The following is a 12599-nucleotide window of genomic DNA, read 5'->3' as shown; positions in this document are numbered from 1 at the left end:
GACCCCGCCGGCCACCCGTTCTGCGTCTTCGTGGCCTGGCCCGGCCGGGGACCGTCGAGACACCCGGACGGGCCCTTCCCGTCCCCGGGTGAGGGCCGTTTCGGGTGTCTCGACGCCAGATGACCGGCCGCGTGGCCTAGCCTGCCCACCGGGGAGGGGGTGATCGCGGTCGACGACCCGCGAGCGCCGGACGTCGTCGCGCTGCTCGGCAGCCACCTCGAGCTGATGAACGCGCTCAGTCCCCCGGAGGAGGTGCACGCCCCTCGACGTCGAGGCGCTGGTGGACCCGGCGATCACGTTCGTGGGCTACCGCGTCGACGGTGAGCTGCTGGCGGTCGGGGCGCTCAAGGACCTCGGCGCCGGGCACGGCGAGCTGAAGTCGATGCACACCGCGGCGGTCGCCCGCGGTCGCGGCATCGGCGGGGCGATCGTGCTCCACCTCGTGGACCTCGCCCGGCAGCGCGGCCTGGCCCGGGTCAGCCTGGAGACCGGTACGCCGGAGGGGTTCGCCGCGGCGCGCGGGCTCTACTCCCGCCACGGGTTCACCGAGTACGGGCCGTTCGGGGACTACGCCCTCAGCCCGTGGAGCACCTTCATGACGCTGTCCCTGGACTGACCCGCGGCGCCGTGGGCGTGCGTGGGCTGGGCGGCGGCTCTCCTCGATTCATCACGGTAGGTGGGTGAGCTTGCACCTACCGGGGCGGGTACACCCATGGAAGCGCCGACCCGACCGCCTACCGTGATGAATCGGCGGCGCACGGCCCACCCAGTCGACGGAGCAGGTCCTGGCGCCAGGCCTCGGTCTCGGCGACCTGGTTGAAGGTGAAGACGTGCAGGCCCTCGACCAGGGCCTCGGGCTCGCCGAGCGTCGGCGCGCACTTCTCCAGGAACCGCTCACCGGTGAAGCCGCCGGGCGCGGCCAGCCGGGCGAACGTGCCCTTGTGCTTGGCGAGGAACCGGGTCGACTCGCCGACCCCGATCTTGGTGGCCATCGCCAACAGCTTCGCCCGGTCGACCGGTCCCGGGATGCCGAGCAGCAGCGGCATCGTGATGCCCCGCCGCCGCATCCGGTGCACCCAGTCGCGGATCACCGCCGGGTCGAAGGTCAGGTTGCTCACGACGTGGGTCGCGTAGCGCCGCTTGTCCCACATCGACTGCACCGTGAGGTCGTCGTGGATGGTCGGGTGCGACTCCGGGTATCCGGTGACGCCGACCTGGGTGAACGGCCGGCCGAGGTCCGCGAGATCCTCGAGCAGTGCCAACGCGTCCGGGTAGTCGCCGGCCGGCTCGGCGTCGCCCCCCGGCACGAAGATCCGGCTGATGCCCTTGCCGGTCAGCCGCTCGCAGATCTCGGCCAGCTCGCTCCGGCCGGCGACCATGCGCGCCGCGACGTGGGGCACCACGGTGTACCCGTGACCCGTCAGCCGCTCGCTCAGGTCGAACGTCGCCTCGAGCCCCTTGCCGGGCGAGGCGGTCACGGTGATGACGACGTCGCGCGGGACGTGCGCGAGCACCTTCTCCTCCGTCGACGCCGTGGGCAGCACCTCGTACCGGGCCTGCCCGAGCAGCCGGATCAGGGTCTTCGCGGAGGACACCTTGTTGCGCATTATGGAACTCGTTTCGTGATGCGCATCGACGCTCCGGAGTCTAGACCCCCGGGTCCCGGATCGTCACCCATGAGATCGCGCCGCCCGCGACCAGCAGTGCCGCGCAGATGAGGAGGGCCGACCCGTACGCCGCGTCGAAGACCGCGGCGTCGGCGTACTCCTCCCCCGTGAGGCCGACGGCGACCGGCAGCGCGGCGACCGCGAGCAGGGAGCCGGCGCGGGCGACCGCGTTGTTGACGCCGCTCGCGACGCCGGCGTGCTCGTCGGGCGCGGCCGCGAGCACGGTCGCCGTGAGTGGCGCGACCATCAGCGCCAGGCCCAGCCCGAAGACGGTCATGCCGGGGAACACGTCGGTCCAGTAGCTCACGTCGCCGTCGACGCGCAGCAGGAGCAGAACGCCGCCCGCCATCACCAGCGGCCCGACGGTCATCGGTAGGCGCGGGCCGATGCGCGAGCCGAGCTCGCCGCCCTTGGACGCGAGCAGCAGCATGCACCCGGTCATCGGCAGGGTCGCGACGCCGGCCTCGAGCGCGCCGTAGCCGCCGACGGTCTGGAGCTGGAGCACGAGGAAGAAGAGGACCGCGCCGAGGGCGGCGTACACGACCAGCGTCATCGCGTTGGCGGCGCTGAAGGTCCGGTCGGCGAAGATCCCGAGCGGCAGCATCGGGTGGTCGCTGCGCCGCTCGTCGACGAGGTAGCCGACCGTCGCCAGCACGGTGACGACCAGAGCCCACGGCGCCCACACGCTGCCCCACTCGATGAGCGCGTAGGTCAGTCCGCCCAGCGCGAGGGCGGCCAGGACGGCGCCTCCCAGGTCGAACCGCCGCGGCGCGTGCGGGTCGAGGGTCTCGGGCACGGCGCGCTGCGCGACGACCACGGCCACCACCGCGAGCGGCAGGTTGACGAGGAAGATCCAGCGCCAGTCGGCGTACTGCACGAGGCCGCCGCCGACGAAGGGGCCGATCGCCGCGGCGATGCTGCCCAGCCCCGACCACGCGCCGATCGCCTTCGCCCGGTCCCCGCGGACGAACGCCCCCTGGATCATCGCCAGGCTGCCCGGCATGAGCAGGGCGGCGCCGATGCCCTGGAGGATGCGGGCGGCGATGAGCACCTCGGGGTGGGGCGCGATCCCGCACAGCAGCGAGGCGACCGCGAACCAGACGGTGCCCGCGACGAACATCCGACGCCGGCCGAACCGGTCGCCGAGCGAGCCGCCGAGCAGGATGAAGCTGGCGAGCGAGAGCAGGTAGCCGTTCGAGATCCACTGGAGCTCGGCCAGGCTCGCGCCCAGGTCCTCCCCGATCGTGTGCAGCGCGACGTTGACGACGGTGCCGTCGAGCATCGTCATGCCGGAGCCGAGCACCGCGGCGAGGACGACGGCGCGTCCGGTCGCCGTGCCGAGGCGGACGCCGTCGCCCAATCCGCCCTCGGTACTCACTCCGAAAGAGTAGGGAAGCGTCGGGGACGACCCCGACGAGAGCCGTCTTTACTTTTCCCTAGGATTCCCGCATGCCGCGTGCCTCCCTCAACGAGTCGAGACTCGTCGACCACGTCGAACGCCTGGGTCTGGAGCACCCGCCGATCGAGCTGTCCACGGTCGACTTCACCCTGCGGCAGCCGGAGACGTTCAACGCGCGCTACGGCCACGTCCTGGACTACATGGCGCGCGTCGAGCTCGAGGTCGACCGCAACGTGCTCGAGCTGACGACCCTGCTGCCGGACCCGCCGGAGATCGACCGCCGCTTCTACGCCGAGGTGTGGCATCCGCAGGAGGTCCAGCACGGCCTGATCCTCGACGCGCTCCAGGTCGAGCTCGGTCGGCCGTCGGCCCAGCCCGACCTCACCTCCGTCAGCCTGAAGATGAAGGTCCTCGGAGGGCTCGCCCACCTCGACGCCTTCCAGGACGTCTGCCGGATGATCTACTACCTCACCGGCATGGCGACCGAGCGGTCCGCGGTCCTCGCCTACAACCTCCTCCACGCCGGCGTCGTGGAGATGGGTGAGACCGCGATCGCGCAGACGGTCATCGCGCCGATCAAGCGGCAGGAGCCCGGCCACTACGCGTTCTACCAGCTCTCCGCGCGCGGGCTGTGGGGCCAGCTCGCCGGCTGGCAGCGGTGGCTGGTGCGCCGGATGCGCTCGTTGTCCTTCGCCCCCGTCGGCGCGAACGACGACGACCAGCTGGCCGACTTCGGCGACCTCATGCGCACGCTCGGGATCGACCGCCGCTCCGACGACTTCGCCACCCAGATCACCCGGGTCGAGTCCGAGCTCCTCTGGGCGCACCGGGACGGGCTGCGGCTCCCGCCGTACGTCGCCAAGGCGTTCCGCGAGGCGGTCGAGCTGGCCGAGGCCCGGCGCGCGGCCTAGACGGTCAGGACCCGGGCGGCGACCCAGGCGATGTCGTCGGCGGTCCGCGCCGGACCGGCCGTCGGCTGCATCACGTGGCTGAGCACCACGCGCACGATCATGTCGATGCCGGCGTCGAGCTGGCCCGGGCTGAGCAGCACCTCGTACGGCGTGATCCGGTCGCGCACGACCACCTTGGCCGCGGCGAGCAGCGACTCGGCGTGGGTGGTCAGCAGCGGCAGCAGCTCGGTGTCGGCGCCGTGGGTGGCCGACACCACCGCGTGCAGGAGCTTGTTGTCCTGGGCCAGCTCGAGCACCTCGCGCGACGCGGCCCGGATCGCCTCGACCAGGTCGGTCGGGTGGGCGTCGAAGGCGGCCGTGACGACGCCGAGAAAACGGTCGAGCTCGTGCAGGATCATCGCCTCGGCGAGCCCGGGCTTGGTGCCGACCTCGTTGTAGACGGTCTGCCGGCTGACCCCGACCCGATCGGCGAGCGCACCCATGGTGACCGCCGACCACCCGGACTCGGTGGTCATCGCGGCCGCGGCCCCCACGATGCGCTCACGCATCGTCGGGGCCGGGCTCATGACGCCAGTCTAGGAGGCGCGGAACTACGCCACCGCCCCGGTGAGCGGCACGAAGTCGACCTTCTCCCGTACGCCGCAGTCCGGGCAGCACCAGGTGTCGGGTACGTCGGCCCAGGCCGTACCGGCGGCGAAGCCCTCGTGCTCGTCGCCCTCCTCGACCCGGTAGGTGTAGCTGCAGCCCGGGCAGCGAGCGGCCATGACCTCGTCCCCGACGGAGGTTCCAGACGGTTGCGGAGCGACCTCCTCCACGACCGTCGGGGCCGGCGGCGGGTACTTCGCGAGGATCTTGTCGCGCTTGCGCGGGCTGAGGTTCGCGCGGGACAGGTCGCCGTCGAAGTGCGCGAGGACGCGCGGGTCCATCACCCGGCGCCAGATCGCGGGGACGATGGCGAGCACGATCATGCCGGCGTACCCGGTAGGGAGCACCGGGCTCTCCTCGAAGTCGCGCAGGGACTGGTAGCGCCGGGTCGGGTTCGCGTGGTGGTCGCTGTGCCGCTGGAGGTGGTAGAGCAGCACGTTGGTCGCGATGTTGTTGGAGTTCCAGGAGTGCGAGGGGTCGACCCGCTCGTATCGCTGGCGCTCGCCGACGCCGACCTTCTGCCGCAGCATCCCGTAGTGCTCCATGTAGTTCACGACCTCGAGCAGCGAGAAGCCGACGACCGCCTGGATCACCAGGAACGGCAGGATCTCCAGGCCGAGCCAGGCGACCAGCGCGCCCCAGAGCACCAGCGACATCAGCCAGGCGTTGAGGACGTCGTTGCCGAGGCGGAACGGGTGCTGCTTCTTGCGCGCGTAGCGGCGCTTCTCCAGGTTCCACGCGGACTTGAGGGAGCCGAGGACCGTGCGCGGCCAGAACTGGTAGAAGTTCTCCCCCATCCGGCTGCTCGCCGGGTCCTCGGGCGTCGCCACCCGGACGTGGTGGCCACGGTTGTGCTCGATGTAGAAGTGCCCGTAGAAGCTCTGCGCGAGCGCGACCTTCGAGAGCCAGCGCTCGTTCTCCTCGCGCTTGTGGCCGAGCTCGTGGGCGGTGTTGATGCCGATGCCGCCGATCGCGCCGATCGAGACCGCGAGGCCGATCTTGTCGAGGGTGCTGAGGTCGGCGCCGCCGCCGATGAGCCACATGGCGCCCACGAAGCCGAGGTACTGGATCGGCAGGAAGAGGTAGGTGATCCACCGGTAGTAGCGGTCCTGCTCGAGCGCCTCGATCACGTCGTCGGGCGGGTTCGAGCGGTCCAGGCCCGCGACCAGGTCGATCGCCGGGACCACTCCGAGGATGACGATCGGGCCGATCCAGAACCAGACGCCCCAGCCGGTGAGCGACCAGGCGCCGTACCCGATGAAGGCGAGCGAGGGCACCACCAGGCCGATCAGCCAGAGGTAGCGCTTCTTGTCCTTCCAGCGCTCGGTCGATCCCTGCGGGACGGTGCTGTTGGCGATCCGTTCGGACATTTCCCCTGCCTCCATCGGTGACGGCGGTCACTGCTTTACACGACCGTACGGAATGTCAACGCACTTGACAAGAGATAGGCGAATGTAAAGTTGAGCCACGGCTCAGCTCCAGGTGACCGCCGCCCGGTCCCCGAGGGCCTGCCGGGAGGTCCGGTTCCACAGCGAGAGGTAGAGGTCGACCGCGCTGCCTTCGAGCGTCCAGTCAGCGTCCGGGACGGTCGCCGAGGTGCCCACGAGTCGTGTGGTGACCGGTGGCCGAGGGCTCAGCCGCACCAGCCACCAGTCGGCGGCATCGTCGGGCGCGACCACGAGGACGGCGTCCTCCTCGCAGCGCAGCCGCGACCGGGGCCGGGCCAGGAAGCCGCCGAGCAGCTCGTCGATCCCGTCGACCGCGAGATCGCGTTCGATCCAGGTCTCGGTGGCGTCCGGGGACCGGCCGAGGGAGGCCGCCAGCGCGTCGACCGCGTGCACGGTCGTCTCGTGGCACTGCCGCCGGGCCCAGAACTCCCGCGGACCGGGCGCGTCGTTGAGGAACACCGGCGCCCGCACGTCGTCAGGTGCCGCGGTCAGCGCCTCGGCCAGCTCGATGACGCCGTCTCGCAGCCACTCCAGCGGGTCGGGGTCGGCACGGCCGGCCGCCTCGAACGCGTCAGGCTCGACGTCGGCCTCGCCGCGCACCAACGAGGCGGCCCAGCGGTGCACCATGCCCTGGTGCGCGACCAGGTCGCGGACGGTCCAGTCGGGGCAGGTCGGCACCGGGGCGCCGAGACCGGCCCGGTCGGCGTACCTGACGAACGCGACCATCGCGGCGCGCAGTCCCTCGAGGTGCCGAGGGAGGGGGAGCTCGGTGGGCACGTCCCGAGCGTGACAGGTGCTCCCGGCATCGGCCCAACGGTTTAGGTTGAGCGGCATGGCGACCAGCGAGCAACCGTTCGGCATCGACTTCGGCGGCACGGGCATCAAGGGGGCGCCGGTCGACCTCGAGCGCGGGGACTTCGCGGCCGAGCGGGTGCGGGTCCGCACGCCCCAGGTGTCGACGCCCGAGAACGTCGCCCGGGTGTTCGTGGACCTGCTCGCGCAGTTCCCGGGGTGCACGGGTGCCGTCGGGGTGACCGTGCCGGCGCCGGTGCGGCACGGCGTCGCCCTCTCGGCCGCCAACATCCACCCCTCGTGGAAGGGCACCGACGCCGACAGGCTGCTCACCGAGGCCACCGGGCGCGAGGTGCACGTGGTCAACGACGCGGACGCGGCCGGCCTGGCCGAGGTGCGGTACGGCGCGGCCAAGGGCCGCTCCGGACTGGTGATCGTCACGACCCTCGGCACGGGCATCGGCTCGGCGCTCGTGCACGACGGCGTCCTCGTCCCGAACGCCGAGCTCGGCCATCTCGAGATCGACGGCCACAACGCCGAGTCGCGCGCGGCCAACAGCGCCCGCGAGCGCGAGGAGCTGTCGTGGGAGCAGTGGGCGAAGCGGCTGACCCGCTACTACCGGACCCTCGAGATGCTGTTCTCCCCCGAGCTGATCGTCGTCGGCGGCGGGGTCAGCAAGTCGGCCGACGAGTTCCTGCCGCTGATCGACCTCGACACCGAGATCGTGCCGGCTCAGCTGCGCAACAGGGCCGGCGTCGTCGGCGCCGCGCTCTACGCCGCGGAGGGCGGCGGCTGACCGGCGAAGCGCCGCCTCAGTCCCCGATCAGTCCCCGCGGATGGCCGCGGCGACCGCCTTGGGAACGTCGGGGTGGAACACGGTGGGGATGATGAAGTTCGGGTTGAGCTCCTCGTCCTTGACCACGAGCGCGATGGCCTCGGCGGCGCGGAGCAGCATGTCGATGGAGACCTCGGATGCGCGGGCGTCGAGGAGGCCGCGGAAGACGCCGGGGAAGGCGAGCACGTTGTTGATCTGGTTCGGATAGTCCGACCGGCCCGACGCCACGACCGCGGCGTACTTGTCGGCCTCGGCGGGGTCCACCTCGGGGTCGGGGTTGGCCAGGGCGAAGACCACGGCGTCCGGGGCCATGTCCTGGATCCACTCCGCCTTGAGTACGCCGGGCGCGCTGACGCCGATGAAGACGTCGGCGCCGACCAGCACCGTCTGCAGGTCGCCGCGGACGCGCCGGGGGTTGGTGACCGACGCCAGCTCGGCGTGCACCGGGGAGAGCGAGGTGTCGTCGGCCGACAGCGCGCCGGCCCGGTCGACGACCACGACGTCGGTGACGCCGGCGGCGAGGAGCAGCGTGACGATCGCCGTACCGGCCGCACCACCGCCGGAGACGACCACGCGCACGGAGTCCAGGGACTTGCGCACCACGCGCAGGGCGTTGGTCAGGGCCGCGAGCACGACGATCGCGGTGCCGTGCTGGTCGTCGTGGAAGACCGGGATGTCGAGGGACTCGCGCAGCCGGCGCTCGATCTCGAAGCACCGCGGGGCCGCGATGTCCTCGAGGTTGATGCCACCGAAGCCCGGGGCGATCATCTCGACGGCACGCACGATCTCGTCGGTGTCCTGCGAGGCCAGGCAGATCGGCCAGGCGTCGATGTTCGCGAACCGCTTGAACAGCGCGGCCTTGCCCTCCATCACCGGCAGCGCGGCACCGGGACCGATGTTGCCGAGTCCGAGGACCGCCGAGCCGTCGGTGACGACGGCGACCGAGTTGCCCTTCACGGTCAGCCGGGGGACGTCCTCGGGGTTGTCCGCGAGCGCCCGCGACACCCGGCCGACGCCGGGGGTGTAGGCCATCGAGAGGTCGTCGCGGTTGCGCAGCGGCACCTTCGAGGTCACCTCGATCTTGCCGCCGATGTGCAGCAGGAAGGTCCGGTCGCTGACGCGGTGGACCTCGACGCCGCCGACCTGGCCGACCGCCTGCTCGAGCGAGGCGGCGTGCGTGGCGTCGGCCGCCGAGCAGGTGACGTCGACGACCAGCCGCTCGTGGCTGGACTCCGCGACGTCGATCGCCGTGACGATGCCGCCCGCCTGCGCGATGGCCGTGGCGACCGCGCCGACGACCCCGTGGTCGGGGGCCGTGTGCAGGCGCATGGTGATCGAGTACGACGAGGTGGTGGCGGCCATGGCTCGACCCTCTCCCCGATCCGCGGTTACCGGCAAGTCACCGGCGTTGTGATGACGACCACCTATTTGCACTCGTAGGATCAGAGTGCAAGAATGCACTACATGTCCCAGAGTGCAACAAGCCTGCGTGAGCTCAAGAAGGTGGAGACCACCCACCGGATCACGCTGTGCGCACAGCGGCTCACCGACGAGCGGGGTCTGGACGGCTTCACCATGGACGACCTGGCCGAGGCGGCGGAGGTCTCGCGGCGCACCCTGTTCAACTACTTCCCGGGCAAGGTCGACGCCGTGCTCGGCGCGCACCCGGAGCTGCCGGAGGACGCGCTCGCGACGTTCCGCGCCGGCGGCCCCCACGGCGAGGTGGTCGACGACGTGGCGGAGCTCGCCCGGATCGCGCTGGCGGTCAGCGACCCCGACCGTGAGTCCCTCGAGCTCGGCCTGCGCCTGCTGCGCGCCGAGCCCCGGCTCCTCGCCGCGTCGCACGAGCGCTTCGAGGCCGTGACCGACGAGTTCGCCGCGCTGCTGGTCGAGCGTGAGGGCCCGGGCTTCGCGCCCGACAAGGCCCGACTGCTGCTGCGCCTGCTGCTCACCCTCCTCGACGCCGCCCTCGGCGTACTCGTGACCGAGGGCCCCGAACGCACCCTCGTCGACGTCTTCGACGACCAGCTCGCGCTCGCCCGCGAGCTCTTCTGACCCTTCCCCACCACCCAGGAAGTCCACCCATGGCCACCCTGCTCCACCGTCTCGGCAAGCTCGCCTACCGGCGCTGGCCGCTGTTCCTCGCCGGCTGGATCGTCGCGATGCTCGCGGTCGGCACCGTCGCCGCCACCATGTCGAAGCCGATGAGCGACTCCTTCTCGATCCCGGGCATCCCGTCCGAGAAGGCCGCCGACCTCCAGTCCGAGCTCTTCCCCGGTTCCCAGGACGCCTTCGACCAGGCGACGGTCAACGTCGTCGTCGCGGCGCCCGAGGGCCACGCCCTCGACGAGCCGCAGTACCAGCGCGACGTCGACGCCCTCCTGCGCGACCTCGCCGCGCTGCCCCAGATGCCCGAGGACGCGCCGCTGGCCAACCCCGTCCAGGCGGCGGCCCAGCAGGAGGAGCAGGTCCTCGCGGCCGCGCAGGACTCCGGTACGCCGAAGGACGAGGCGCTCGACAACGCGGCCGCGCTCTCGCCCCTGTCGGGGGACGGCCGGGTCGGCCAGATCAGCTTCCAGTTCGACGTGGAGACCGTCGCCGACGTCGAGCCGTCCACGATCGAGGCGCTCGAGGACACCCTGGCCGAGCACCGCACCGACGGGCTCCAGGTGGAGGCCAACGGCTCGGGCTCCGTGGGCATGGCCGAGATCGACGGCACGTCCGAGCTGATCGGCATCGCCGTCGCGCTGGTCGTCCTCGTGCTCACCTTCGGGTCGCTGGTCGCCGCCGGCCTGCCGATCCTCACCGCGATCTTCGGCGTCGGCATCGGGATCATGGGCGTGACCGCGATGACCGCGTTCACCGACATCGGCTCGACCACCCCGATGCTCGCCACGATGATCGGCCTCGCGGTCGGCATCGACTACACGCTCTTCATCCTGGCCCGCTACCGCACCGAGCTGCACCACACCGAGGACCGCGAGGAGGCGGTCGGCATCTCCGTCGGCACGGCGGGCTCCGCGGTCGTGTTCGCCGGCCTCACCGTGCTCATCGCCCTGGCCGCGCTCGCGGTCGTACGGATCCCCTTCCTCACCACGATGGGCGTCGCCGCCGCGGTGACGGTCTTCATCGCGGTCCTGGTGGCGCTCACCCTGCTGCCGGCCGTGCTCGGCCTGCTGAAGTCGAAGACGTTCGCCGGCCGCGTCCGCCGCTACTCGCCGCGCCGCGAGGCCGACGGCACGGTCCTCAACAACGGCGTCCGCTGGGCCCGGCTCGTCGGTCGCAAGCCGGCCGTGGTCGCCCTGCTGGCCGTCGTCGGCCTCGGCGCGCTCGCGCTGCCGCTCAAGGACCTGCACCTCGCGTTCCCGACCGACAGCACCGCCGCGACCGACACGACCCAGCGGAAGGCGTCCGACCTGGTCGCCGACGCCTTCGGTCCGGGCCGCGACGCGCCGCTCGTGGTCGTGGTCGACGCCCGCGGGACGGACGACCCGCAGGCGGCGTACGGCGCCGTCACCGAGTGGGCGGCCGAGCAGGACGACGTCGCCAACGCCCAGGTGGTGGTCGTGAACGAGGCCGGCACCGGTGCGCAGATCCTGGTCACCCCGTCCTCCGGCGCGGAGGACACCGCGACCCAGGACCTGCTCCAGAGCCTGCGCGACGGGCAGGCCGCGGTCGAGGACGAGACCGGCGCCGAGCTCGGCGTGACCGGCCTGACCGCGATCACCACCGACGTGTCGGAGCGGCTCAGCGACGCGCTGCCGGTCTACCTCCTCGTGGTGATCGGGCTGGCGTTCGTCCTGCTGATGCTGGTCTTCCGCTCCGTGCTCGTCCCGCTGACGGCGACGTTCGGCTTCCTCATGTCGGTGCTGGCCACGCTCGGCATCACCGTGGCGGTCTTCCAGGAGGGCGCCTTCGGCCTGATGGAGGGCCAGCCGATCGTGAGCTTCATGCCGATCTTCCTGATCGGCCTGGTCTTCGGCCTCGCGATGGACTACCAGGTCTTCCTCGTGACCCGGATGCGCGAGGCGCACGTGCACGGCATGAGCACCCGCGAGGCCGTCGTCGACGGCTTCCGCAACTCGGCGCGCGTCGTCACGGCCGCGGCGGCGATCATGATCTCGGTGTTCGCGGCCTTCATCCTGATCGACGAGCCGATCATCAAGTCCATGGGCTTCGCGCTCGCGGTCGCGGTCCTCTTCGACGCCTTCGTGGTGCGGATGGCGCTGATCCCGGCGCTGATGTACCTGCTCGGCGAGAAGGCCTGGTGGCTCCCGCGCTGGCTCGACCGGCTGCTGCCGAACGTCGACGTCGAGGGCGAGAAGCTCCAGCGCCCGCACCTCCAGCAGGAGGGCGAGGAGCGCGAGCTCGCGGACGCGCGAGCCTGAGGGTCTCGGACCAGCGCAGGGACCTAGGCCACTTCCTCGGCACCCAGGTGGGCGAGCAGGTTCTTCGAGAACCGCTCGCCCATCTGGTCGATGACGGTGCTCATCGTCGCCCGCACGGCCGGGCCGGAGACCTTCGGCAGGGGGAGGTCGAGGGTGATCTCCAGGGAGGTCGTGAGCCGGGTGCCGGCCTCGCCCTCCTCGAGCTGGTACCAGCCCTCGACGGCCGACCGTTCGGTCGCGCCCGCGGGCGGGTCGTGCCGGAACTCGATGCGCTCCGGCTCGTCGTAGGTCATCCTCTCGGTGAACGCGGGCGAGACCCCGACGCCGAGGACCGAGAGGCCCGACATCTCCCAGCGCCAGTGGTCGCCGTCGGCGGTGATGCGGCGGACGAACGGCGTCAGCTCCGCGACCAGGTCCGGGTCGGTGAGCGCCGCCCAGATCTCGGAGCGCGGCGCGGCGACGACGGCCTGGGCACGGGTGTCGGCGGAGAAGCGGGCCATGCGGGCGCCGTACC

General features: G+C 71.7%; 12 protein-coding genes. 5 read left to right on the top strand and 7 right to left on the bottom strand.

Going from position 1 to position 12599, the window contains the following annotated elements; genetic code table 11:
- Positions 1-280 precede the first annotated feature (280 nt).
- Positions 281-616: a GNAT family N-acetyltransferase gene (locus ACYQ0U_RS15655; protein ID WP_459974529.1), complete on the top strand. Its 336-nt coding sequence runs from the start codon at positions 281-283 to the stop codon at positions 614-616.
- Positions 617-734: 118 nt separating this feature from the next.
- Here the strand turns inward: ACYQ0U_RS15655 and ACYQ0U_RS15650 are convergent, their stop codons facing one another.
- Both ACYQ0U_RS15650 and ACYQ0U_RS15645 read right to left on the bottom strand, forming a co-directional pair.
- Entirely contained in the window at positions 735-1607 is an 873-nt protein-coding gene (locus ACYQ0U_RS15650) for a methylenetetrahydrofolate reductase (protein ID WP_459974527.1), read from the bottom strand.
- Between the two features lie 40 nt (positions 1608-1647).
- Positions 1648-3045, bottom strand: a complete 1398-nt coding sequence (locus tag ACYQ0U_RS15645) for an MFS transporter (protein ID WP_459974525.1) — start codon at positions 3043-3045, stop codon at positions 1648-1650.
- Positions 3046-3116: 71 nt separating this feature from the next.
- Here ACYQ0U_RS15645 and ACYQ0U_RS15640 point away from each other — a divergent pair, with 71 nt between their 5' ends.
- Positions 3117-3977 carry a GTP-binding protein LepA gene (locus ACYQ0U_RS15640; protein ID WP_459974524.1) on the top strand — a complete coding sequence of 287 codons (861 nt, stop codon included), beginning with the start codon at positions 3117-3119 and terminating at the stop codon, positions 3975-3977.
- Here ACYQ0U_RS15640 and ACYQ0U_RS15635 read toward each other — a convergent pair.
- The 3 genes from ACYQ0U_RS15635 to ACYQ0U_RS15625 all read right to left on the bottom strand — a co-directional run bounded on the left by ACYQ0U_RS15635 (position 3974) and on the right by ACYQ0U_RS15625 (position 6847).
- A complete protein-coding gene (locus ACYQ0U_RS15635; RefSeq protein WP_459974522.1) occupies positions 3974-4543 on the bottom strand; it encodes a TetR/AcrR family transcriptional regulator in 570 nt (189 codons plus the stop codon). The genes ACYQ0U_RS15640 and ACYQ0U_RS15635 overlap by 4 nt on opposite strands.
- Before the next feature lie 24 nt (positions 4544-4567).
- Positions 4568-5992, bottom strand: coding sequence for a fatty acid desaturase (locus tag ACYQ0U_RS15630; protein ID WP_459974520.1), 1425 nt, complete (start codon positions 5990-5992; stop codon positions 4568-4570).
- Positions 5993-6094: 102 nt separating this feature from the next.
- Positions 6095-6847: a maleylpyruvate isomerase family mycothiol-dependent enzyme gene (locus ACYQ0U_RS15625; protein WP_459974518.1), complete on the bottom strand. Its 753-nt coding sequence runs from the start codon at positions 6845-6847 to the stop codon at positions 6095-6097.
- 55 nt (positions 6848-6902) lie between these two features.
- On the opposite strand from ACYQ0U_RS15625, the gene ppgK reads away from it, so the two are divergent.
- Entirely contained in the window at positions 6903-7658 is a 756-nt protein-coding gene (gene ppgK / locus ACYQ0U_RS15620; RefSeq protein WP_459974516.1) for a polyphosphate--glucose phosphotransferase, read from the top strand.
- Between the two features lie 27 nt (positions 7659-7685).
- Here the strand turns inward: ppgK and ACYQ0U_RS15615 are convergent, their stop codons facing one another.
- Positions 7686-9059 (bottom strand): NAD-dependent malic enzyme, encoded by a 1374-nt coding sequence (locus tag ACYQ0U_RS15615; protein WP_459974514.1) that lies wholly within the window; start codon positions 9057-9059, stop codon positions 7686-7688.
- 102 nt (positions 9060-9161) lie between these two features.
- On the opposite strand from ACYQ0U_RS15615, the gene ACYQ0U_RS15610 reads away from it, so the two are divergent.
- On the top strand, positions 9162-9752 hold the full coding sequence (locus tag ACYQ0U_RS15610) for a TetR/AcrR family transcriptional regulator (protein WP_459974512.1): 591 nt from the start codon (positions 9162-9164) through the stop codon (positions 9750-9752).
- Between the two features lie 29 nt (positions 9753-9781).
- Positions 9782-12085: an MMPL family transporter gene (locus ACYQ0U_RS15605; RefSeq protein WP_459974511.1), complete on the top strand. Its 2304-nt coding sequence runs from the start codon at positions 9782-9784 to the stop codon at positions 12083-12085.
- 23 nt (positions 12086-12108) lie between these two features.
- Here ACYQ0U_RS15605 and ACYQ0U_RS15600 read toward each other — a convergent pair whose 3' ends face one another.
- Entirely contained in the window at positions 12109-12585 is a 477-nt protein-coding gene (locus tag ACYQ0U_RS15600; protein ID WP_459974510.1) for an SRPBCC family protein, read from the bottom strand.
- Positions 12586-12599: the final 14 nt, after the last annotated feature.

The organism is Nocardioides pyridinolyticus (genome assembly GCF_054653575.1).
Note: the sequence above shows the minus strand (reverse complement) of the source record. Positions and strands in the feature narration are given on the sequence as shown.